This window comes from Nostoc sp., assembly GCF_036917435.1.
GTDB lineage: Bacteria > Cyanobacteriota > Cyanobacteriia > Cyanobacteriales > Nostocaceae > Nostoc.
Genome location: NZ_JBALDM010000002.1, coordinates 40,307 through 64,290 on the forward strand (window position 1 = coordinate 40,307; position 23,984 = coordinate 64,290).

Annotated in this window: 15 protein-coding genes and 1 pseudogene; 3 read left to right on the forward strand and 13 right to left on the reverse strand. The window is 40.2% G+C overall.

Annotated elements, in window-relative coordinates; genetic code table 11:
* Positions 1-221 precede the first annotated feature (221 nt).
* A pseudogene (locus tag V7K98_RS01525) lies at positions 222-2,216 on the reverse strand (beta strand repeat-containing protein); the annotation flags it as partial.
* A 1,352-nt stretch (positions 2,217-3,568) separates the two neighbouring features.
* On the opposite strand from V7K98_RS01525, the gene moeB reads away from it, so the two are divergent.
* On the forward strand, positions 3,569-4,741 hold the full coding sequence (moeB, locus tag V7K98_RS01530) for a molybdopterin-synthase adenylyltransferase MoeB (protein ID WP_335018919.1): 1,173 nt from the start codon (positions 3,569-3,571) through the stop codon (positions 4,739-4,741).
* 115 nt (positions 4,742-4,856) lie between these two features.
* Here moeB and ftsH4 read toward each other — a convergent pair whose 3' ends face one another.
* From ftsH4 to V7K98_RS01545, 3 genes are all read right to left on the reverse strand, one after another.
* A complete protein-coding gene (ftsH4, locus tag V7K98_RS01535; RefSeq protein ID WP_335018921.1) occupies positions 4,857-6,743 on the reverse strand; it encodes an ATP-dependent zinc metalloprotease FtsH4 in 1,887 nt (628 codons plus the stop codon).
* Positions 6,744-6,811: 68 nt separating this feature from the next.
* Positions 6,812-7,015, reverse strand: a complete 204-nt coding sequence (locus tag V7K98_RS01540; RefSeq protein ID WP_335018923.1) for a DUF2949 domain-containing protein — start codon at positions 7,013-7,015, stop codon at positions 6,812-6,814.
* Between the two features lie 772 nt (positions 7,016-7,787).
* Positions 7,788-8,234, reverse strand: coding sequence for a TOBE domain-containing protein (locus V7K98_RS01545; protein WP_335018925.1), 447 nt, complete (start codon positions 8,232-8,234; stop codon positions 7,788-7,790).
* Between the two features lie 370 nt (positions 8,235-8,604).
* On the opposite strand from V7K98_RS01545, the gene V7K98_RS01550 reads away from it, so the two are divergent.
* Positions 8,605-9,402: a hypothetical protein gene (locus V7K98_RS01550; RefSeq protein WP_335018927.1), complete on the forward strand. Its 798-nt coding sequence runs from the start codon at positions 8,605-8,607 to the stop codon at positions 9,400-9,402.
* A gap of 52 nt (positions 9,403-9,454) precedes the next feature.
* On the opposite strand, the gene V7K98_RS01555 is transcribed toward V7K98_RS01550, so the two are convergent.
* Both V7K98_RS01555 and V7K98_RS01560 read right to left on the reverse strand, forming a co-directional pair.
* Complete coding sequence (locus V7K98_RS01555) at positions 9,455-10,009, reverse strand: acireductone dioxygenase (RefSeq protein ID WP_335018929.1); 555 nt, start codon at positions 10,007-10,009, stop codon at positions 9,455-9,457.
* A gap of 58 nt (positions 10,010-10,067) precedes the next feature.
* Positions 10,068-10,208, reverse strand: a complete 141-nt coding sequence (locus tag V7K98_RS01560; RefSeq protein WP_335018931.1) for a hypothetical protein — start codon at positions 10,206-10,208, stop codon at positions 10,068-10,070.
* A 100-nt stretch (positions 10,209-10,308) separates the two neighbouring features.
* On the opposite strand from V7K98_RS01560, the gene V7K98_RS01565 reads away from it, so the two are divergent.
* Positions 10,309-11,754 (forward strand): deoxyribodipyrimidine photo-lyase, 8-HDF type, encoded by a 1,446-nt coding sequence (locus V7K98_RS01565; protein WP_335018933.1) that lies wholly within the window; start codon positions 10,309-10,311, stop codon positions 11,752-11,754.
* A gap of 163 nt (positions 11,755-11,917) precedes the next feature.
* Here the strand turns inward: V7K98_RS01565 and V7K98_RS01570 are convergent, their stop codons facing one another.
* The 7 genes from V7K98_RS01570 to V7K98_RS01600 all read right to left on the reverse strand — a co-directional run bounded on the left by V7K98_RS01570 (position 11,918) and on the right by V7K98_RS01600 (position 22,550).
* The gene (locus V7K98_RS01570; protein WP_335018935.1) at positions 11,918-12,895 is read right to left on the reverse strand and encodes a hypothetical protein; all 978 of its coding nucleotides are present in this window, start codon (positions 12,893-12,895) and stop codon (positions 11,918-11,920) included.
* 103 nt (positions 12,896-12,998) lie between these two features.
* Entirely contained in the window at positions 12,999-14,219 is a 1,221-nt protein-coding gene (locus tag V7K98_RS01575) for an MFS transporter (protein WP_335018937.1), read from the reverse strand.
* 549 nt (positions 14,220-14,768) lie between these two features.
* Positions 14,769-15,563: a hypothetical protein gene (locus tag V7K98_RS01580; protein ID WP_335018940.1), complete on the reverse strand. Its 795-nt coding sequence runs from the start codon at positions 15,561-15,563 to the stop codon at positions 14,769-14,771.
* A 315-nt stretch (positions 15,564-15,878) separates the two neighbouring features.
* A complete protein-coding gene (locus V7K98_RS01585) occupies positions 15,879-16,226 on the reverse strand; it encodes a hypothetical protein (protein WP_335018942.1) in 348 nt (115 codons plus the stop codon).
* A gap of 830 nt (positions 16,227-17,056) precedes the next feature.
* Positions 17,057-17,845 carry a peptidylprolyl isomerase gene (locus V7K98_RS01590; protein WP_335018944.1) on the reverse strand — a complete coding sequence of 263 codons (789 nt, stop codon included), beginning with the start codon at positions 17,843-17,845 and terminating at the stop codon, positions 17,057-17,059.
* 44 nt (positions 17,846-17,889) lie between these two features.
* Entirely contained in the window at positions 17,890-19,413 is a 1,524-nt protein-coding gene (locus tag V7K98_RS01595) for an HlyD family efflux transporter periplasmic adaptor subunit (RefSeq protein ID WP_335018946.1), read from the reverse strand.
* Positions 19,414-19,478: 65 nt separating this feature from the next.
* A complete protein-coding gene (locus tag V7K98_RS01600; protein WP_335018948.1) occupies positions 19,479-22,550 on the reverse strand; it encodes a peptidase domain-containing ABC transporter in 3,072 nt (1,023 codons plus the stop codon).
* Between the last annotated feature and the right edge of the window lie 1,434 nt (positions 22,551-23,984).

Below are 23,984 nucleotides of genomic sequence, written 5' to 3' on the forward strand. Positions count from 1 at the left end.
TCTAAGATATCTCTGCAACGAGCATTGTAGATTGTCAAAATTTACAAACGCAGACATTAGCTAATAAATAGCATCTCACATTCTGTAGGTAGGGGCAATATCCTGCCGTTACTCCGTTAGATAACTCACAGAGTAGCCGCAGAGCGCCTAAATAGATTGCCCGTACATTGTGTAGTTTTACATGACTCCTAAGTTTATTTCTTGGAAATCCCTAATTAAGATTAAACAACCACAAAATTATTGTTGCTAAGTGACAATCCAGTTGATAGTTGGGCAAATTCTACCTGAGTAAACCCAGTCGCACTGCCATCTGCGTCAAAGTACAGTCCACCTGTAGAAAAATCATAGATAAATCGTTGATTGCTTGTCGTTGCAGATGTCCCGATTGTAAACTGAGCATCTAAGAGTGAACCTGGTGATAAACCGCCACCAAAATTAGTAGCAGATACCTGAATCAGTTCATTAGTAGCGTTGAAACCATAAATACTATCAACGCCTTCATTGTAACTATTGAAAGCAAAGGTATCAATACCATTCCCTCCTGTAAGGATGTCATTACCATTGCCACCATAAAAAGTGTTGTTACCTAATGCGTTAGATGCAGAAAGAGTATCATTGCCATCACCCCCAGAGAGTAAGTTATTGCCTGTTGAATAATCAACAACCAACTTATCTGCACCAGCGCCACCGTTGAGGGTATTATTGCCTGACGTTTTGCGATAGGTTTCCTCGCCATACCTATCGTAGTCGCCATATTGGTCGTACTCGTAGCCAGAGGCGGAAAGATAATCATTGCCATTGTCTCCATTCAGCAAATTATCACCTGATGAATAGTCAACATTCAAATTATCATCACCTTCACCACCGTTGAGGGTGTTATTTCCAGTAGTCTTATACAATGCTCCTCCGAAGCCATGACCGTAGCTAGAACCGGAGAGATAGTCATTTCCATCGCCACCATCTAGTAGGTTATCGCCTCGTGAATAGTTTACATTTAAGTAATCGTTACCACCACTACCATTGAGAGTGTTTTTACCTGATGTGTTATCAAATCTGTAGCCCTCGAAGTTAGAGGCAAACAGAGAATCATTGCCATCACCACCATCTAGTAGGTTATCGCCTGTTGAAATGTTAGCGCTCAAGTAATCGTCACCTGTGCCTCCATTAAGAGTATTATTCCCATTGGCAAGATTGACAGAAAGACGATCGTTGTCATCGCCACCATCCAGTAAGTTATCACCTTTTGAAAAGGAAGCACTTAAGGTATCGTTACCAGCGCCGCCGTTGAGGGTGTTATTCCCAGATACATAAGGGTCATAGTAGCCACTAGATATAGAGAGAGAATCATTGCCATTACCACCATCTAGTAGGTTATTGCCAGGTGAACTGTCAGCAGTCAAGGTATCGTTACCAGCACCACCCTGGAGGGTGTTATTACCAGACACCACGTTGCCCTCGTAGTCTCCTAATGCCGAGATAAAATCATTGCCATCGCCACCAGAAAGCAGATTATTACCTGGTGTAGCGTCAACATTCAAGTAATCGTCACCAGTACCACCGTCGAGGGTGTCATTACCAGCACCACCAATCAAAGTATCATTACCACTACCACCTCGCAGTAAGTCATTGCCACTCTTGCCATCGATGTAGTCATTACCCCCTTGACCATTAATGACATCATGTGAGTTATCTAAACCCGTAATTTTGTTGTTGAGGTCATTCAGGAAGGTAATAGTGTTCCTATTGAACAGGGTAGTTAAAGTAGAATCAGCATCAAACACATCAAAACTGTCGGTGATGCTGGTTTGTCCATCAAACAGGATATTGCCAATAGCTGGTTGTGAAGAAGTTGCAGGCAGATTCTCCAAGTCTTCTAATTTGAAGTTTTTTAGGATAATTTTGCTATCAGCCACGCCATCAAAAGTGATTTCCAGATTGTTACCATTCTGGGTAAGCAAGAGATTTTTGGCAGTAAAACCAGCACCCTGGAATTCCAGTGTATCCACTTCGGCAATGACTGCTGCTGTGGGGTTTGTTCCTTTACCTACCCCACCAAAATCAGTGATAGTGTCAGTAGCGTCACCCAAATTGTAAATAAATTTATCCTTGCCACCATCACCAGTCAGTATGTCGTTACCTGCTTTACCCTTAATCGTGTCAGCACCATTACTGCCCAGTAAAATATCATCACAGTTGGTTCCAATAATATTTGTCATAACTTTTATGCTTCCTTAATAAATGTTTTCACTAACTTGAAATTTCTCAGCCCGGAGATAGTACTGTTTTAGAACACAATAAGTTGCCGAGAGTTACACTTTCGGCACATTTCTATGTCATCCTTTAGAGATAGTAATTTTATTGAAAATCTACTCTGTTAACTTGCTTATAACTAGTATGCGCCTAATTTAAATATCAAAATCTCACGCACTGTACAAATTAATGACTGTGTGGGTGGACTGAAATAAATCATCATTTCAGGCTTTTTAGAATCATTCTCGATTAAATAGCGTGGGTGGGCATCATAAAAAAGCATCGCCAAATCGAGCTTCAACCCCTGAAAACCAGACCTTGTACTTTATTTTTTGCCAATGCGTAAATCCTAGTGTCTTGAAATAGGGAACAGTTAACTCTTAATAGAGAAGGCGATTTTCATACTCTTGTTGTGGGCTATTGCCTGTGGGTGTCTAGCTTAAAAATAGGGAACATTTAAATAACCTGATATTAACTAAATACTGAATATTTACTTAGATGTCCATACCTATAGAAGCATCTTTGCATACTCTTTACATTAGTTGCCGATATATGTATATGCTAAGAACTTATCTTGGTGTGTTCTTCACATTTTAATAATTTCTAGTTAAGAAAGATTTTGCAGACAGCAGCAGTCACAAGCAAGCCGGAGCGGAAGTTTTCAAAGCAAGAAACTTACAAAATGCTCAATGATAAAAAATATATTTTCCTTTTTGAGTGCTGTGATGCCTGCGGCGAACTAATCGCTGTGCAATAATCGCTATGAGTTACAAAAATTACAAATGCATACATGAAGTGATTTAGCTAAGAAGACTTAATATTTCTTTCCTCCTGCCTTTTTTTGTAGAAGCGGCTGCTGAGTTTTTAGGGGAACGCACAGCAGAAATTAAAAGACGGCAACATGCGATGTCTACGACGGGCTATGCTTACGCACCCAAAATTATGCTAAAAATGCAAAGGGAAGCACGCGATCGCTATGATGAAAATAAAATCCAGTGATTGTAAATTACACATGCAGAGATGATCCAACTTAGCCAAGAACATTTGCAAACCATCCGCACCCATGCCGAAAGCACCTATCCAGAATAATTAGCGTCCAAAACGGTAAAGCTGGATAACTACTAAGTTGGAGCTTTGACGATTGTCATCAGTTCCAAGCAGAGGTAATCAAAAATTTAACGGTTTAGTTTAAATACAGTCACTCGTAGCGGTTTTCGCCGCCACGACGGATGAAAATTCATCTTCCCGAATAGACATTTTTATAAAAGATACAGTTTTTCGATAGGATAATATTCCGCTCTCCCAGATCATAACTGCTATGCTCAACCCCAATCTGGACGAAATCCAGTTGACCAAAGACGATTACGAACGCTACTCCCGACATCTGATTTTACCGGAAGTAGGGCTAGAAGGACAAAAGCGCCTGAAAGCAGCCAGTGTACAGTGTATAGGTACAGGTGGACTAGGTTCACCACTACTTTTATATCTGGCGGCGGCCGGTATTGGACGCATTGGGATTGTCGATTTCGATATTGTCGATACTTCCAATCTGCAACGCCAAGTCATCCACGGAACATCTTGGGTGGGTAAACCCAAAATTGAATCGGCAAAAAACCGCATTCACGAGATTAACCCCTATTGTCAAGTTGATTTATACGAAACTCGCCTAACTTCCGAAAACGCCCTAGAAATCTTGCAACCTTACGATATCGTTGTGGATGGTACTGATAACTTCCCCACTAGATATCTAGTTAACGACGCTTGCGTATTGTTGAATAAGCCCAACGTCTACGGTTCAATTTTACGCTTTGAAGGACAAGCTACTGTATTTAACTACCAAGGTGGGCCAAATTATCGTGACCTTTTCCCAGAACCACCACCACCAGGAATGGTTCCCTCTTGTGCAGAAGGTGGCGTACTGGGGATTTTGCCAGGAATTATTGGTTTAATCCAAGCAACGGAAACTGTCAAAATCATTTTGGGACAAGGTAATACCCTAAGTGGACGATTGCTGTTATACAATGCCTTAGACATGAAATTTCGGGAGTTGAAACTGCGTCCTAACCCGATTCGCCCAGTGATTGAAAAACTGATAGACTACGAAGAATTCTGCGGGATTCCGCAAGCTAAGGCAGAGGAGGCAAAACAGCAGTTGGAAAGTCAAGAAATGACTGTCAAAGATTTGAAGGAATTGCTGGATAGTGGTGCGAAGGATTTTGTACTACTAGATGTCCGCAACCCCAATGAATACGACATTGCCAAGATTCCGGGTTCGGTATTAGTGCCTTTACCAGACATTGAAAATGGCAATGGCGTTGCTAAGGTTAAGGAAATATTAAACGGACACCGTTTGATTGCTCATTGTAAGATGGGCGGGCGATCGGCAAAAGCCCTCGCCATCCTCAAAGAAGCCGGAATTGTCGGGACAAATGTCAAAGGCGGAATTACCGCTTGGAGTCGAGAAATCGATCCTTCAGTTCCAGAGTATTAAAAACGCACCGCTTTTCTTTGAGTGGTATTTTTGAAAGGCAGAGGAACGCAGAGAATAACTTTGCGTTCCTTTGCGTTAAACCTCTGCGTTCCTTTGCGTTTAAAATTATGGCGTTCTAAGATGCGACAGAATCAGCAGTTGTCTTAGCTACAGGTTTAACCTGACTTAGCAAATCGTACAGTTTTTCGCCTTCAATGACTTCTGTTTCTAAGAGTTGTGTAGCGATCGCTTCTAGCAAGTCTCGATTCTGTCTGAGAATCTCTAGGGCTTGTTCGTGGGCTGTTTCCACAATTTCCTTGACTTCGCTATCAATGGCTTTAGATGTGTCTTCACTCACCGCCCGGCGAGGATTACCCCCACCATTACCCAAAAACATTGATTGTTGTCCTTGTTGGTAAGCCAATGGCCCTAAGACTTTGCTCATACCATAAGATGTTACCATCCGTTCTGCCAAGTCAGTTGCTCGTTGTAAATCGTTGGAAGCACCTGTTGTAATACTGTTAAACACAACCTCTTCAGCAGAACGTCCACCTAACAGAGTTGCAATTTGACCCCGCAATTCTTCTTCATTCATCAAAAAGCGGTCTTCAGTTGGTAATTGCAGAGTGTAGCCCAAAGCAGCCATCCCACGGGGAATAATCGAAATCTTTTCTACGCGACCGTTTCCTGTCGTTAATGCCCCGACCATTGCGTGACCAACTTCATGGTATGCAACAATCTTTTTCTCAGTCTCGTTCATAACGCGACTCTTCTTCTCTAAACCTGCGACTACCCGCTCAATTGCTTCGGCAAAGTCTTCTTGAGCAACACTTTGACGCAGATTACGCGCTGCCAATAATGCGGCTTCGTTGACCAAGTTTGCCAAATCTGCACCAGCAAAACCAGGAGTCCGAGTAGCGATCGCTTTTAAGTTTACATCATCTCCTAATTTTACCTTTTGAGCGTGAATCTTGAGAATCGCTTCCCGACCAGATAAATCGGGACGGTCTACCAAAACTTGGCGGTCAAAGCGACCTGGACGCAGCAATGCAGAATCAAGGCTTTCGGGGCGGTTGGTAGCAGCTAAGACAATCACCGTTGCATCGCCAGCCGCAAACCCGTCCATCTCTGTTAGTAACTGGTTGAGGGTCTGTTCTCGCTCATCGTTACCACCGTAGAAGCCGTTACTACTACGAGATTTACCGATCGCATCTAATTCATCAATGAATATAATACAAGGAGCCTGTTTCTTTGCCTGCTCAAACAAATCCCGCACTCTAGAAGAACCGACACCGACAAACAATTCCACAAATTCGGAACCAGAGATGCTGAAGAATGGAACACCTGCTTCTCCTGCTACGGCTTTTGCTAAAAGTGTCTTACCAGTACCCGGAGGGCCAACTAACAACACACCTTTGGGAATCCTCGCGCCAATTTGTGTAAAGCGTCCTGGAGTCTTGAGAAAATCCACAATTTCCACTAACTCAGTTTTCGCTTCTTCTACCCCAGCCACATCTGCAAAGGTAATTTTAGCTGATTCGCCTTCAACATAAACCTTAGCTTTGCTCTTACCAATGGAAAGCGCACCTTGGGGGCCACCGCCACCACCACGGGCAAGAAAGAACTGCCAAATGCCAATAAAAATCAGTGGTGGAATCACCCAACTTAAAAGGGTTGTAATCCAAGTATTTTTGGGTGGAGGAGTAGCAGCAAACTCAACTCCCTTTTGTTCTAGCAGTTTGGGTAACTCTAAATCAAAGATTGGTGTAGTTGCAAACACCTGTCCCGGCTCGGCATTTTCTGTTTTTAGTTCGTAGAGAATCTGGTTTTGACCAACAGAAACGCGATTGACTTCTCCTTCTTGTACTTGATGAATAAACAAGCTGTAAGGAACACCAGTAGGACCAGAAGCAAATAAACCAGGCAAAAATAAATTTAAGAGCAGGAATAGCCCTGATACTGCCAGTAATATATTAGCTACGATCCGAAACCGAGGTGATTTAGGTTGTTCTTTAATTGCCATAGATTTTATTACCAATCCTTAGAAACTGTTGAGAATGTGACTTTATGGAAAAATTAGATATTTCCAGTCTAAAGAGTTGAAGCAGCTTGTACTGTTTCTAACCAATCAAAAATTTGGGCTAACTGATCCAGTGTTACCAGTCCATACTGCCATAGGGTCATAGCCAGGAAGTTGGGAGTTTGCTCACAATGGCGCAAAGCGAGAGAAATTGCTCCATCAGAAATACCCAAGTCTTCTTCTAAAAAATGCACCAATTGATCTGTAGCTTTCATCGCAATGTTAAACAATGTTGTTAAATAAGTTTTATTTCTGAGAGAGCTTGACTTGTGTCATGCAATATTCAGCTTGCATTGTAAAGTTGTTCAATTTGTCTTGATCCTTAAGGATACTACCTATTTTCATAATTTCTCCTGTTTATCAATGTTGCAGCATTTTTTATTTATGTAACTAAACTTAACAATTAAATTAATCTTTGGGAACTAACAAGCAAATACGGTTTACCGTACTCAAAGCCTTAACACCACTGGAAACGAGAAAACTTTAATGCACAGAACTCTGTTCAAAAAGATGCAGAGATTGTGAGATGCAAAGATAAATTTCCATGTTCTCTTCCATATCTCCGTGTTATGTTCCTTTTTTAACGAGGCTCTATATCTCTAGATAGATATAAAGAGAGCGATCGCAAATACCAAATTAAGGGCTACGCCTACGCAAAATCCAATTACAAATTTTGGTATGAGGTCTTGTATGGTTGCAAGCAAAAAAAAGATTATACTAAGAGGCTCTTTGAAAAGTCATGATTGATGTATCAAATATTTTTACCCCACCCTAACCCTCCCCTTATAAAGGGGAGGGAACCGGATTTTTCTTGTTTCCCCCCTTTACAAGGGGGGATTAAGGGGGGTAATAATGTGATTAAAATTACAGCAAACAACTTTTCAAACAACCTCTAAGAATCATCTGTTCTGCTTGAAAGTCTTTTTTAGCAAAGATTATTATCGTTTCTTGAAGAAATTGATGGAAGATCGCTAAAATAAAATATTTCTATTCTCTACCAATAACAATATCGTTAGACTTAATGACTGCATAAGCTTCTTTTCCTTCAGATAGTTCTAATTCTTCTGCGGAAGCTCTGGTGATAATCGAGGTTAATTCTACTTTATGAATAATTTCCAAAGTTACCTCACTATTAACTGCTCCATAAACAACTCGTTTAACAATACCTTTAAGAATATTACGAGAGCTAACTTTTAGTGATTTCTTTTGAAGAGTACTTTCTATGTCAGGCTTTTGAGTGTAGTAGATATCTTCCTGTTTTTCCTGCTGATTTGGTGGTGATACTGTTGCTGGCGAGTGCTGATTGAGACTACGCACGAGTTCCCGCAAAATCTCAGTCTTGGTGCGTTGAGAATGTTCGCAGAACTCTTCTAGAATTTTCCGCTCGTCCTCTGAGGTTTGAAATGTAACCCATCCTTGTTCTTTTCTTGGCATAATAATATTATTATCAATTTTGGTTATCTTGCTGAAATTCTACCAAGTATCAATTCGGTATGTCGTTTTAGTAATAACATTTTTTTTGCGAGAATTGTCTGTGTTTTTAGCAAAATTAATCAACTAATCTTACACAAATAACTACATAAATATTTATTTTTTTATAGTTGCAAAATATTTTGTTGGTTGAGAATGTTCAACTGTCACTGTCTTTATAACAACTAAGATAGTATGATAGTAGTCTATGGTATTTGTTGAAATAGTGATTGTAGGCGGAATCTGGCAGAAAATTCGACTAGCGTAGGCGTAGCCCGTCGCAGACATCGCATGAGTGCCGTAGGATGATTTAACGAGAGTTCACAGCCGGGGGATGAAACATCTAAAATCGCGTTCTCAAGACCTGCGGAGTTTATTTGAAAACAATATCACTATTGAATACGTAGCAGAACCCCTCAAAGCTATGCCAGCCGATGCGGAGATGACAGAAGTGCTGCATTGGATGCAAGCACAAAATTTTGATGTTATCGGCGTTGAGACGGGAGATATTATTAGTGGTTATGTAGAACGCTCTAGCTTGATTCAAGGTAAAGAAGGCAAATGTGGTGACTATCAACGAGTCTTCCATCCCAAAGAACTAATAGCCATTTCCACCCCATTGATGAAGTTGCTACCCATTTTGCAACAAACTCCGCGATTGTTTGTCTTGGACTGCAATCAAGTAAGTGGTATTGTTACCTGTGGCGACTTGCAGAAAGCACCCGCACGAATGCTGTTGTTTGGCTTAGTAACGCTGCTAGAAATGAATTTGCTGCGGCTGGTGCGAATTTACTATCCTCAAGATTCTTGGCAAAAAATCCTCAAACCTGAACGCTTAGAAGTTGCTCAACGGTTATGGCGAGAGAGTCAAGAAAGAAACGAAGCTACAGATTTATTAGATTATCTGCAATTCTGTGATAAACGCGAGTTGATTTTAAATCAGCCAGAACTTCTCCAGCAACTGGGATTAAAATCCAAACGGTTTGGTGAACGCTTCCTCAAGTCTGCCGAACAGTTGCGAAACCGATTAGCTCACGCCCAAAATCTAGTTAGTGGCTCCTCTTGGACAGAGTTGATTTCTCTAGCAAAAGAAATGGAAATGCTGTTAATTCTCTGTGAAGAAGTCGAGTGAAGTTGTCAGCTTGCGATCGCTACGGCGGACTACGCCCATATAAAATTAAGCTTTAACGCGGCTTATTGAGCGAATCACTAACTTGAGTACCCGTATAATTTGGAACCCAACCTTCTGCGATGGCAAAATACCGTATCCCTTTAAAATTCAACGACGCAGTTGGACTGCACCAATGCTCAACATCGGCGGGGATGTATAGATAGTCTTGTGCCTGAACTAAAAGCTGTACCTGACTGCCATCAGGACGCACGAAGCCATAAATCATTTCTCCTGCCAATACGTAGAGAGGTTCAGCCGCAGGATGAGTATGGTAACGGCCGTAGGTTGCGATTAGGTGGTGAAGATTGAAGGAACCTGGATGCACATTTAGCAAGTCACACCAGATAGCGCCATTTTCGTGCTGAAGAAATTCAAAGACACTGTTATGGAGTTCTACATAATAACGTTTCTCAGCTTCAGTTAAAACGTCCTGGTCTAACAGATTGGGGAAGAGTAGCGATGTTCCTGGAGCGTAATGTCTGAGTTGAATGCCAAGAGGCTCAAGTTCACGAGCTATTTCGCCTAAATCGCTCTCAATCGTACCGTCGTCAAGTAGTAGGTTAGCCATGACAAAAAGACTAATTAACTGTTAAGAAGAGTATACTCTATCTTTAAAAGAAAAAACACTATTCCGACTGAGAAACCGGGGATTGGGCATGGGGCATTGGGCATGGGGCATGGGAGGATAAGCGAGATGAGGGAAGTTGCAGTAAATCTTTTCCCAATTCCCAATTCCCAATTCCCAATTCCCAATTCCCAATGCCCAATCCCCAATCCCCAATTAACAGAATAAATTTATCCCCAGAATGATGTTCATTAGTACCACTAGCATCTAAGCTAGTACGGGTGAACTATATATAGTATAGAATGTCTGACTTAATTTTGTTTTGGCATCGGCGCGATTTACGCATTTCTGACAATACGGGACTGGCTGCGGCAAAACGGCGGAGTCAAAAGGTGGTGGGCGTGTTTTGCCTTGATCCGAATATTCTAGAACGGGATGATATTGCTCCTGTGAGAGTAACTTATATGATTGGATGTTTGCAGAAACTCCAAGAGCGATATACTCAAGCTGGTAGCCAGTTATTAATACTCCATGCCGATCCTGTGCAAGCCATACCAGCTTTAGCAGAAGCAATAAATGCCAAAGCTGTTTTTTGGAATTGGGATGTAGAACCTTATTCCCAAGAACGCGATCGCACCGTTATAAATTCTCTCAAAGAAAAAGGCATTGAGTTTCTTAACCAAAACTGGGATCAAATCCTCAACTCCCCAGATGAGATCCGCACGGGTGGTAATAGTCCCTACACAGTTTACACCCCCTTCTGGAAGAATTGGATTACCAAACCGAAAGCAAAACCAGTAGAAACACTGCAAAATGTTGAGGGGTTAACAGAAACTGAACAAGAAATTGCAAAACTTACAGGAGCGATCGCATTACCTTCAGCAAAAGATTTAGGGTTTATTTGGGATGAAGAATTGATTATTGCACCCGGAGAAGCGGCGGCACAAGAACGATTAGAAGAATTTACTTATAAAGCTATTAATGAATACCAAGAACAGAGAAATTTTCCCGCAGTTGAAGGCACATCACAACTGAGTGCAGCTTTAAAATTTGGCGTAATTGGCATTCGTACTGTTTGGCAAGCCACCATAGAAGCGTTAGAAAACAGCCGCAGTGAAGAAACAGCAGTTAATATCCGCACATGGCAACAGGAGTTAGCTTGGCGGGAATTTTATCAACATGCAATGTATAACTTCCCCGAATTAGCTGATGGTGCTTTCCGCGACATCTTTAAGAATTTTCCTTGGGAAACAAATGAAGAACATTTCCAAGCTTGGTGTGAAGGCAGAACTGGCTACCCCATTGTAGATGCAGCCATGCGCCAATTGAATGAAAGCGGCTGGATGCACAACCGTTGTCGAATGATTGTTGCAAGTTTCCTCACCAAAGACTTGCTAATTAATCCCCAATTGGGAGAAAAATACTTTATGCAGAAGCTTATTGACGGTGATTTATCTGCTAATAATGGCGGTTGGCAATGGAGTGCTTCTAGTGGAATGGATCCTAAACCTGTGCGGATTTTTAACCCAGCTAGTCAAACACAAAAATTTGATCCAGATGGGGAATATATTCGGCAATGGGTATCAGAATTGCGTTCTGTAGATACCGAATATTTAGTTACTGGTAAAATTCCACCTTTAGAACGTCATGCTGTTGAATATCCCGATCCAATTGTGGATCATAAAATACAGCAACAGCAGTTTAAACAGCGTTATCAACAGCAAAAAACCTTTAGTACAGGTGAGTAAAATTATAAATTTTTCAATGCTTATTTATAGTATGTCCGGCTAATCAGCCGTACTTGAGAAATTTTCGTAGTCAGGACTTCAGTCCTGATTTGCTTTGCGTAGCGTCTCGTGAAAGGACTAAAGTCCTTACTACAAACCTATGGTTATCTTGAGGGAGATTATATTATGTCTTCACAGGTAAACGAGAAATCGTCCATAAGATGAGCAGGAAGATTAAGTAAATTATACCAACTAGTCCAAACTCAATCAGAGGAATATAGGTTATTTCGTAAATTCTGCCCAAGCCGCGTTCAGTCAGTGCATAAACGGCTAGTACACTCACTAAAAAGGCTCCATAAATAGTACGTTTAGTCAAGATATCTAGAGATAGCCCGTGGAGTTGGGTAAGTACTAAAATACCAAGAAAACCAAAGAGAAATGTTGGCCACTTGCTTTGTCCGAGCATTAGTGATACAACGACACTATGTAAAACCACTGTTATTTCTAAAGCGAATGTCCACCACCGATTTACATGGGTGCGGTTAAAGATCAACGACGATTGGAGCAGAAGCAAGAACATATAGAGAAAACCAATTAAGTGCCCCACAGTCGCTTCCATTGGATGATACCAAAAGGTGTAGATAGCGGCGAAGGAGAAAAAATAGCCGTGGTACAGCTTGATAATTTGCAAAAACTGTTGATGGAATGGAACAGAATTGCCAAAAAATAAACCGCGTCGGGGTGTTTCTAAAATCAGTACGAACACCAGTAGGAGTACAACTGCACCTTGAGAAGCCCAAATTGAAGTATCTTGAGCTAGAGCATCGTACCAAATATAGGTCTGGAGAAAGTGTAAAGCAATGAATGCACCATTGATAGCAAGCATGAGGTAATTTATCGGGTGCAACGCTGATTTGTATTTCAACTGCGATCGCTGCGCCCACAAAATACATGCCCAGATGCTAAACTGATGCCCAAGGTACATGCCCCAAGCTGTCGCTCGACTCCAAAACGTCGGGTTGGGAAGCTTCCAGTAGTACCAGTTCATTCCTTGGTCAGGAAGTTTAATGATACTTGCAGGAATGCTCCCACCAATCCAAATTGCGTAGGTTAGGAGGATGCTGACAATAATGCCTAAAAATAATACTCGGCGACCGGTCATATTAATTCGTAATTCGTAATTCGTAATTCGTAATTTAAGACGTAAAGGAAAAAAGCGTATTGTCCTATAAACGGAAGAAAGATTAACTACGAAACCAGTATTTTCAGGCTACACGTTCGGTTTTTGATTCAGATGCGCTTTTAGTCACTCGGAAACTAAGAGTCAAAGCTACTAGCATTACTAAAAATCCACTCAAGAAAGGAGCAGAACTCCCAAATTTCATAAAACTAATCCCTGCCCATGTTGGCCCACCAATGCGGGCTAACGCAGAGCAAGAACTGGAAATTCCTAATATTTGTCCTTGTTCTTCTGCGGGTGTCATCTGAGAAATCAGGCTGTTTAATATTGGTTGGGTGACACTAATTCCCCATGCCATCAGGGTGGTAGCGACCAACAATAAAACTAAGCTTTGTGAGAATCCAATTAGTAGTAATCCTAAACCTAACCCTAATATCCCTAAGATAAGTAACTTTATTTCACCAAAGTGTTTCTTGAGGAATCCGATAAGTCCTCCTTGAATGATTGTGCTAACAATCCCCATGAAGGCAAAAAGATAACTAACTTGTTGAGGTCCCCAATTTAATTGCTGTTTAGACCATAAGGCCAATGTAGAGTCCATAGCTGCAACAGCAAAGGTAACTAAAAAGTAGATGCCAACAAGCATCAAAAATTGTGGACGCTGTGACAGTTGCAGCAAGTTTAGCTGTCGCTGACGGTAGCGATGAGCTTGCATTTTGGCTTTAGTTTCAGAATTTAGAGATTCTGGAAGTAACATCAAACCACAAAGAAATGCCAATAAAGATAATCCGGCTGCGAACAACGACGGTAGATGAAAGTTAGCGTTGTTCGGATCAGATCCGATCAAAAGACCTCCAATCGCTGGGCCGAGAATGAAGCCAAGACCAAAAGCTGCTCCGATTATGCCCATACCACGAGCGCGATTCAGTGGTGTGGTAATATCTGCTATGTACGCCTGAGCAGTAGAAATATTCCCTGACATAATCCCAGCAAGACTACGAGCAATAAACAAAATCCATAATGAGTTGGCAAAGCCTAACCCTATGTATGCTATTACAGAACCTAATAAAGTCAACAATAAAATCGGACGACGACCGTAGCGATCGCTAAAACTACCCCATAATGGTGCAAACAAGAACTGCATTAAAGAATAAACAGCTACAAGTAGAGTCGCTTCATTAGGTTTTGCGCCGAATTGTTCAGCATACAAAGGCAGTATCGGCAAAATAATTCCGAAGCCTAGCAAGTCTATAAATACAGTCAAAAATAAGACGAATATAGCTCTGTCATTATTTTTACTCTCCATAAATGCAACTCGCTCTGATAGGCAAAATATGTGTAACTTGGATTAATTTTATGCACATCAGGAAACACTTGCTCATCAAAATCTATTAAACGCAACCAGTAATCATTTCAAGGAAAGTATTTGAATTTGAAACTGGTTGAGCAAAATAGCGTGGAACAAACCGACTATAAAAATCAAGCCAATAATACCACTCATGAAAGCAACTACGATCTCATGCTTTCTTATAGCTTTTTGGATCTTAGCGTCTATGATTTTTTCTAATTCTTTGTGTAACATTGAATTAAATTTAGTAAAAGTTGAAGAAGAATTCAGAAGTCAGAATTCAGGAGTCAGAATCAAGACGCTCTCTACGAGACGCTAGCGCGAACGCAGACTCGCTTTCCGCTTTTTCGGTCAGAATTCATTCTGTTAGCGGATAGCTAAGGTTTAGCCCATTCTGGCTCCTGACTCATGAATTCTGTTCGATAAAAATTATGTACTTAGATAAGTTTGAGTATGTCCGAAACCTCTAACTTATTAAATGAAAGCTATTTAGACCCCGTGGGAATATCAAGTGTATTGTCGTCGTTTCAAAACAGCAACTGAAACACCAAAAGCTAGTATTGCCAAGGTATAAGTTGATTCGGGAACTTCAATAATGCTTACCCGATTAATAGCCAAGCCGAATTGGGGAGCAGAACTGCTAAAAACGAGTCGTGAAATGTTTGCAGTGTCACTACGAATGCCCAAGAAAACTGCCGAATTATCTAATGCTAAGGACGAAATATTTGGAACTGTGAAAGTACCCAACAGGTTATTGGCGTTATCAAAAGCGGTGATAGAAGTTTCAACTTGCAATTTACTAGTGTCTATAGCTATCTGAGTCCCCGCACCAAAAACAGGCTGGGCAAAACTAATCGTCAAAGGCTCACCATTCCCTTGAGTACCAGGATCAGGAGTACCAGGAGGAAGAGGGATAAAGCCTGTTGGATCTATACCTCCAAAGAGAATAAAATCTCCTGGAGCGAAGTTACTCCGAATCCCAGGGGAAGGTAAAGTTTGAAAAACAAACGGTGGAGTAACCCGAGGATTATTGGTTGGAGCTATATTTATATCTAACCCTAAACCACCTTGAGATGTTGCTGAAAAAGAGTTAGGTAAAAAAACAGAAAAGTTGGGAGCCGAGGGATTGAAGACTTTACCTAAACTTCCCCAATCAAGTTCATCATTACCTCCTAAAGCACCGCGATCATTTACTAAAAATGTAGCTGCTTTAACTGGTAATGGTAGAAACGTTATTATCGCTGTGATTGCTGATAAATATTTGAGAGATAACTTAAATAATTGATTTGTCGTAAATGCCATCGTTTAACAGATCCTATATGTTATGTATTTCAGAAATAAAATAGAAGTCCTATAGTTTCGTCAACATACAGAACACGGTGAGAGTCAATACTGCTCAGTTAAGCCTAAAAAATAAAAATATTTAATTAACTCAGGTTCTAAAAAAGTGTGTATATCTCGGTTTCCCCTGTTATTTGAGAAGCCTGCGCTGTCTTAATGAGACAGCGCCGGGAGTATGCCACTTAATGCTAAATGTGGGAATTTTTGATATCTAGGGACGTTGCTTGCAACGTCTCTATTAAACCAAACTTTATGGAATTCCTAATTTATGAATAATTAGGGAAGAAACGGTGCTGTTGGGACTAAAAGAGGAATATTTCCTGGCCCTGGCACAAAAGCTGCGGAAGCTACAGACAAGCTCGCTGCACTACTGCTAACACCGAAAACTACAGTTGCCGATGTTAGGGCTTGAACATTAGTTACAGCAACTCCAGTCAATGCGCCACCCTGTGCGAAAGGATTGATAACATTAGCAGAAGCAGAAGCACCAGCATTATTATTTGGAAATAGTGCAACTTGCGGAAATAAAGCAGCCAAAGGCGCGCTGAGGAAGGGTGAATCGCCACCTTGGATATTAGCGGATTCTTCAACTGTTTCTAAAACACTTAAGTCTGAAATAATCATGATGTTCTCCAAATAGCTATTGACAAAGACATTTATTTCGTAAGCAATTTGTTCTTTTGCTTGCTGGACTAACTATATACGTAAGTACATGAAAATGCAAGCCTGTTTTCAACGTTTTTCATCCATCTTTTGAGATATCTATAAAAAACATATATGGTAGTTTTATATAACTATAATTAATCTATTAATTAGCTAAAATAATTATTTCAAATAGTTTATATACGCAGCAAAAATTAGCTAATTTTTCCCTGTATTAGCTAGAAATTTGACTATTTGTTAAAACAGAATTCATGCTGAATTCTGTACTAAGTGGCATCAGAATAAGGGACTTCCAAATAAAAAATACTCAACTAAGTAGGTGGGCAAGAATAAATCAAACTATGTTACGCAATATAAAACTAATTAAATTGGCTCGCAGTAAGGGCTTTAGCCCTTACTACAAACCTTTAATTATTTACGCCCACTTACTTCTTGTGGGGTGGGCATCTTGCCATTGGTGTCAACTTAACGTGAAACCCTTGTGAAAACTGAATATTGAGTTCACTCACTTACCATCACCATCCGCGTTACCCCACCCTAACCCTCCCCTTATAAAGGGGAGGGAACTGGAAATATCATTTCCCCCCTTTACAAGGGGGGATTAAGGGGGGTAAAACGGCTGTGGGACAAAGCTTTGAGCTTAAGTTGACACCAATGGCTTTTCGGCCCACCCCAGAAGATTGGATAATTTATTTATTGGAAGTTCCTAAACGGGTTTAAAACCCCCATTAATTCTGACTCGTGTTAGCGGTAGCGGGGCGTTTAGCCCATTCAGGAGTCTGAATTGTTCTTCAAGCCTGTTTCACCAGTTCTGGAGATACAGATGATCTAACATTCTCTAGGTCTATTAGCTGAGTATGAATTTCGCTTTTTTGAACTTGATGTTGTAACCAACCTGCGAATAAATTATTAATAATTTGTTGACGTAATTCCTCATCTAAATTAGGTTGAATAATTTCTTCCACCCAAATTAAATACACTCCTTTAGAAGTACTAATTGGCTTAAGGACTTGTGGTGGTTCCGCAGCAAATACTACAGCAGCAATTTCTGCTCGAAAATCTCTACGTCGTCGGATTCCTTGATATCCACCTATGCGCCGCAATTCGGGATTAAGGATATATTGACGAGCAATTTCAGGAAAGGTGATTTCTCCTTGTTGAATGGCGTAAAACAGTTCTAAAGCTAAGTCGCTATCTTCAAAAATTACCTCATAGGTGACTGCGGCAATATAATCGAGTTGGTTTTGATAAAAAATAGCCTCTACTTGATGGCTAAAAAGATGTTCTGCTAACTTACGAGAAAGGATAGTAGTAGTAATTAAATCTTCAAATTCATTGAGAGATAGATGATGTTTTGTCAGGCAGTCCCAAGTATCTTGGGCACGGACTAGTTTTTTGGCAAAGCGTAGTCTGTCTCCCTCTTGTTGTATTTCTTGTTCGCTGACTGTGATACCTGCTTGATTGGCAGTGTCTGCAATAATTTTTTGAGTGGCGATCGCTTCTAGCACACCAGGGATTTGCCAAGAAGATTTGATGTACTGAATGATATCGTTCGTAGTAATACTTAAAGTTTGCGACATAAATTCTCCATATTTATAAGTCAGGCTATGGGTTATTGAGATAACTAAGGCTCTAAACTATCTTTTTGTAGTTTTTTGAAAGGATCTAAAATCAAATCAATTACGCGTCGTTGACGGAGAATTACTTCGGCGTTAGCTGTTTGACCAGGACGTAGGGCTATTCGCTTGTCACCATTTTGGATGTAGGGTTTAGGTATAGTGATGTCGAGTTGGTAGGTATCAACGTTGGCTTGATCTGTTTGCCGCACTTTGGAGTCTGGGGAAATCCAACTAACTGTACCTGCGACTATGCCGTATTGTTGAAAGGGATAGGCATCAAATTTGATTTTGACTGGCATACCCACTTGTAAGAAGCCACTATATTGACCAGGTATTTGTGCTTTCAAGACAAATGGAGCGTTTTTAGGGCCGATTTCAGCAACCATTTGGCCAAGTTGCAATACAGATCCCGACTTGGTAACGCTTAGTTGGTATATAGTTCCATCAATGGGCGATCGCACTATTCTCTGCTGTATTTGAATTTTGATAGATGTTATTTGGCTTACAGTTTGAGCAATTTCCGATTGAAGTGTAGCAATTTGTGTTTGCAGGTCTTTGAGTTGTTCCTGACTTTTCATCACCGCCAGTTTCCCTGCTTGCACCACGCTTTGATGGCTGCTTTGAGCTTCTTGCAGTCGGAGTTTTGCTTGTTTAATATCAGCCTCTAACTGATTAATGGTTGTCTGATAACGATTTTGCTCTTCAGTTAAGCCGAATTTTGCTTGTTTGAGGTCAGATTGGGCTTTTTTGTAAAGTCGTTGGCTTTCTTGTTCTTCTTTTTGGAGTTGATCTACTTGGGTTTGAGAGGCTATACCATCGCTGACGAGTTTGCTATACCGTTTGACTTGTCTAGCATCTATATTCAAACGACCTTGAGCGGACTGCCGATCGTTCTCAACGTTGGTAATTTGTTGTTGCGCCTGATTAACTAAGGCTTGTTTTTCTAGCTTCTGTAGGTTATAAGTACTCTCTTTGGCATCAATATTTTGCTGTACTTGATTAAGTTGAGCAACTTTTTCTAATTCTTGAGATCGATTTTGTTGCTCTTGCACACCTATTGACAGCATCAATTGGTTTTTGAGTAGATATAGTTGCGATCGCCGATTTTGTAGCCCTTCTAATTTTGTCTGTGCTTGTTGTAAGTCTGTTCGTAAGAGATCAGAATCAAGTTCGAGCAAAATCTGTCCAGCTTTGACTAGCTCCCCTTCCTTAACCTTCACGGCTTTGACACTACCGCCAGATTGAGAGTCTAATCTTTGAGTTGCTCCTTGAGGTTCAATCCTACCTCTAGCAGTTCCTGTTTCATCCATGCGACTAATTATTGCCCAAGGGATGATGACGGCGGCAAATCCAATGAGTAAGTAGAGTAATGAACGCGTCCATACACGGGGTAAAGCATCGAGTAATTCTTCTGTAGCAGAATGTATGTCTGAAGATTCTTCTACTTTTTTTGTTTCTAGAGGAGCATATTTTTTATCCTCATCGATTTCTTTTTGAGTATCTAATGGATTGGAAGATGGTGAACGCATAATTAATTCAAAATTCAAAATTCAAATAATTTAAAGCCGAGCGATCGCGTCGGGAAGCCGAGGCTTTAACCAGTTTGTCTGAATTGTTGTTGATTGAGATAATAATAATGCCCTTTTTTGGCGATTAATTCTTCATGATTACCAGACTCTAGCAATACTCCACGATCCAAAACGAGGATGAGGTCTGCATTCCGAATTGTTGAAAGACGGTGAGCAATGATAATGCTAGTTCTTCCTTGGAGAATGGTTTTGAAATTGTTTTGAATTATTCTTTCTGATTCCGAATCCAGATGACTGGTTGCTTCATCTAATAAAATTAAGCGCGGATTTCCTATTAATGCCCTAGCGATGGCAATTCTTTGGCGTTGTCCCCCTGAAAGTAGTCCACCGCCTTCTCCTATTTGAGTTTCATAACCCATTGGTAGTTTTTGAATAAATTCGTCTGCTCCGGCTAATTTCCCTGCCTGGATGATTTGTTGTTCAGTGGCTTCAGGATGCGCCATAGTCAGATTTTCCTTGATAGTACCACCAAACAAGAAAGTATCTTGGTCAACTACACCAACTTGCGATCGCAAACTTTTCAAAGCAATTGTTGTTATATCCTGACCATCAATTAATATTTGGCCATCACTTGGTGGATACAAGCCTAAAATCAGTTTAGCGAGGGTAGTTTTCCCAGAACCACTACGCCCAACAATTGCTACAGTTTCTTCTGGTTTAATTTCCAGATTAATATTTTCTAAAATATTACTATCACTTTCTGGATGATAGCGGAAAGTAACATTCTCAAAGCGAATATGACCACGTAAATACTTAAGACTTTGGCGTTCTTGAGTTTGTAAATCTTCTTCAGGTTCTGCTCCTAAAACATCATTAATGCGTTCTACGGAAATCATAATTTCCTGTAATTGATTCCAGACAACTGCCAAGCGTTGGAATGGACTAATAACATTACCCAACAACATATTGAAGGCAATTAACTGCCCAATAGTGAGTTCATGATTAATTACCTGCCATGCACCAAACCAGAGTAAACCTGTACTTGTGAATAAATTAATGGCACCACTGACGATTTGTAGGCGATTATTGATGATTTGAGCTCTAAAACTTTTTTTGACTACTTTATTTAAGAGTTCTTCCCAACGCCAACGCACTGATTGTTCGATGGCCATAGAACGCACAGAACGAATCCCTGTCAATGCTTGAATGAGGTAGCTATTCTCTTGAGCGCTAGCAGTAAAAATTTCCCTCGACATCCGACGCAAGATATTTGTGCTAGCCAATACCAGAATAACAAATGGTGGTAGGGTAACGAGCGCCATTAATGCCATGCGCCAACTGTACCAAAACATCACTACCAGATAAACACAAACTGTCATTAAATCCAGCAGGATTGATAGAGACTCTCCTGTGAGGAAACTTTGAATCTTATGGTTTTCTTGGATACGGGAAACTATATCCCCTACATAACGGGATTCAAAGTACGATAGGGGCAAACGAAAGGTATGTTTGATAAATCCAACCAGCATAGCGACGGAGATCCGGTTGGCTGTGTGAGCTAGTAAGTATTGCCGTATCCCGTTAATGAAAAGACTAAATAAACCAAAAATTAGCATCCCGCCGATGACAGCATTGAGGGTGACAATACTGCCTTGGACAAGCACCCGGTCTAGTAGAATTTGGGTAAATATGGGTGATACTAATCCAAAGATTTGCAGCACCACCGAAGCTATAAATACCTCTAACAATACTTTCCAGTGGGGTTTCACCAACTCAAAAAACTGCCAGGGAGTATTGTTAGCTTCTTGTGCGTTTTTGAGGTCTACGGTAGGTTGCAATAATAAGGTATAACCAGTCCAGCCAGCTAGGAATTGGGTGTGACTGAGAGTGCGTTGACCGATGGCAGGATCGCAAATAGTTACTGTTTTAGGACTAATTTCATAAACAACGATAAAATGCTTGCCTTCCCAATGAGCGATCGCTGGTAAAGATTGTTCTGCAAATTTGTCTAGACTGGCTTTTACCGGTCGAGAAGTAAAACCGAGGGTTTCGGCTACCGTTCCTAGTTCACGCAAAGACGCACCATCACGGTTAACGTTAACTTGTTCCCGCAACTTCGAGAGACTAAAATTCTTCCCCCAATAGCGACCAATCATCACTAGACAAGCTGCACCACAATCAGAGGCGCTTTGTTGAGCATAAAAAGGATATTGCTTAGTTAAATGTCCCCACCAATGTCTAGCTTTTACTTTGGGACTAGGAAAGAAATGGCGTTGTTTTTTTGGCTGAGGTTTTTGTTTTTCTCCTGACTGTGTGCGAAAGGGAACAACTTTGTGTTCCCGACTAACTGGTGCTGCAAGCAAGGGTTTGGGCTGGATTTTTTGAGCAGTCGTGACGGGAATTACCTGTGAGTTGGTGAATACTGCCAAGTCTGGCCAATGTTGCAGTGCTGAAGAATAATCGGCCTTTTTCAGGAGGTATACAACTGAGGGTTGTGTAACTTGCCAGCCTTCTTGTTTTGGTACGTGTATTTGTGTAGCCGTCAGCTTACGTCCATCAAAATTTGCCAGTTCTCCTCGATATAGAATTCCCAACTGGCTATCTTCGTAAAATTCTGGTGGCAAGGAACCAATTTCTAGATCGTGCCGTTCAAATAGAGATAACGCTTGCAATATCGCCGGCAAAGTAGCTGGATGCTGTGGTGTAGTGGCACAATATCTCAGCAATAAATCCCAAAGTTCAGCCCGAACAAGTAGGCGATCGCCAATAGTAGGATACTTGTATATCAAAGCTTGCAGCATTTCTCCTTGAACATAGCAAAGCTTTAATCCATGAGAAGCCCTAGCTGCATAAACTTGCCAATCTTCTTTGGTAAACAATGTCCCCTCACCAAAAGTTGTCCCTATGGTCAGGGTAGTAATTAAATTATCAGTACTATCTAATAACCTAACTTTACCTTCCAGAACAATATAAACTCCTGGACTCGCATTTTGTAATTGCCAAAATTGCTTTGCTAAATATGGTTCGACTATTTCTAACGTTGCCAAGCAGTTTTTTAGGTCTGCTTCTGCTATTTCTTCACCCAAAAAAGAGGTAATTTCTTTACCAAAATCTTGCCCATAAAATATAGAAAGCACTTATTCACCTCTAGAAATATGCTATTGGATTGAAATAAATCTTTTTTTGAGGCAATAATACAGAATTTAATTTAAGGCATGATAAGCATACAGCCAACCAGAAACAACAAGCCTTTTTTACCATCAAGCAAAAAGCTGCATACTATGTATCATGGGACTTACCCACTTTACAAAACAATCATGTTGTGAATCAACGTAAATACGCCATTTCAGATTTTTATTAATCATTCATTGATGGTAAATAGATCCGCGTCATAGGGGAAATTGATGAATTGCCTCTACGACTGATCTGGTCTTTCCAATCATCTATACTTGGTCTTTTCTGTGAATGCGTAAGTCCTATATTATTATTTTGGTTTGTCAGTAATTTCCATAACGCGAATAAATATACTGGCAAATTAACTAGAAGTGTTCAATGTCGATACAAAAGTTTACATGCTTAGTTAAAGCAGTTCTAAAAAGCCTAAATTGTAGTCAAGATAACATCATCTTCTCAGTCCAATAAGCATAACTGATTTTTTGACGCATACTTGTAAATAATAGATTTTATCTAATAGTGTGCGTCCTGAACTTATAACCAGAATCAAATTAACATATTTTTATTCTTCGCACAACAGTATCATATTTCGTGCTATTTTTATTAACCATTTGTTAACATTCAACATTTTTGCAAATTAACCTACACACATTAATTCATTTAAGGATAAATATTGAATTATTGGATAAATATAGCAATCCTAAATGAGTTGTGAAAAATATATATATGTAAAGGAACCGCCATCGCGGAATATCTCGTTAGAGAAGAACGCCAAGAAAAGAAAGAAAAAAGAGATATGTCATTTTTACGAATGATTTAGGACTCTTATATACTTACTTCTTTCATAAAAAATAAAAGTATTTTTATTTTTTATGTTTTTTTATATATATGCTTTCCTATCCATACTTAAAGATTACTTAAAGTTACAGTAAAAAGGCTACAGGCATAACCCAGACTGTACTATATTGGATTTGTCGTCAATAGTCGGAAATATAGCCTTATAAGCTAAGTAACAATGTAACCAAAGTCAGTAAGAATCATTAGATAAAGCTATTATGAATACTTTATCTATTTGCAACAAAACTCTAACACATGGGATAGACAATAAAAATGCTGATTATTCTTATAAACAGATTCACTTTGTGCTGTTTTAGCTTAAGAATTTGAGTTTAAAGACAATCTAAATTCAATGATAGGTCAAGCATCTACTGATATAGATTGGTTTGCAATTAAACGTTTTTATGATAATTGCAAGGCAAAAAAACGGCTCTATATGTACCTTGATTTAGTCTAACAGGTACAACTTTTTTATAGCCTACATTCCTTATCTAGACTGATTTATAAGCTTTTAGTAGCTCTATACAAAAACCTGATTTTAATGCTTTGGTATCAATGTA

Excerpts from the sequence above, each read along its gene's own strand:
- V7K98_RS01570 (WP_335018935.1), bottom strand. The coding sequence starts at position 12,895 with ATGACCGGTCGCCGAGTATTATTTTTAGGCATTATTGTCAGCATCCTC.
- V7K98_RS01550 (WP_335018927.1), top strand. The coding sequence starts at position 8,605 with ATGAAACATCTAAAATCGCGTTCTCAAGACCTGCGGAGTTTATTTGAA.
- ftsH4 (WP_335018921.1), bottom strand. The coding sequence starts at position 6,743 with ATGGCAATTAAAGAACAACCTAAATCACCTCGGTTTCGGATCGTAGCT.
- V7K98_RS01580 (WP_335018940.1), bottom strand. The coding sequence starts at position 15,563 with ATGGCATTTACGACAAATCAATTATTTAAGTTATCTCTCAAATATTTA.
- V7K98_RS01585 (WP_335018942.1), bottom strand. The coding sequence starts at position 16,226 with ATGATTATTTCAGACTTAAGTGTTTTAGAAACAGTTGAAGAATCCGCT.
- V7K98_RS01545 (WP_335018925.1), bottom strand. The coding sequence starts at position 8,234 with ATGCCAAGAAAAGAACAAGGATGGGTTACATTTCAAACCTCAGAGGAC.
- V7K98_RS01590 (WP_335018944.1), bottom strand. The coding sequence starts at position 17,845 with ATGTCGCAAACTTTAAGTATTACTACGAACGATATCATTCAGTACATC.
- moeB (WP_335018919.1), top strand. The coding sequence starts at position 3,569 with ATGCTCAACCCCAATCTGGACGAAATCCAGTTGACCAAAGACGATTAC.
- V7K98_RS01565 (WP_335018933.1), top strand. The coding sequence starts at position 10,309 with ATGTCTGACTTAATTTTGTTTTGGCATCGGCGCGATTTACGCATTTCT.
- V7K98_RS01575 (WP_335018937.1), bottom strand. The coding sequence starts at position 14,219 with ATGGAGAGTAAAAATAATGACAGAGCTATATTCGTCTTATTTTTGACT.
- V7K98_RS01555 (WP_335018929.1), bottom strand. The coding sequence starts at position 10,009 with ATGGCTAACCTACTACTTGACGACGGTACGATTGAGAGCGATTTAGGC.
- V7K98_RS01540 (WP_335018923.1), bottom strand. The coding sequence starts at position 7,015 with ATGAAAGCTACAGATCAATTGGTGCATTTTTTAGAAGAAGACTTGGGT.
- V7K98_RS01595 (WP_335018946.1), bottom strand. The coding sequence starts at position 19,413 with ATGCGTTCACCATCTTCCAATCCATTAGATACTCAAAAAGAAATCGAT.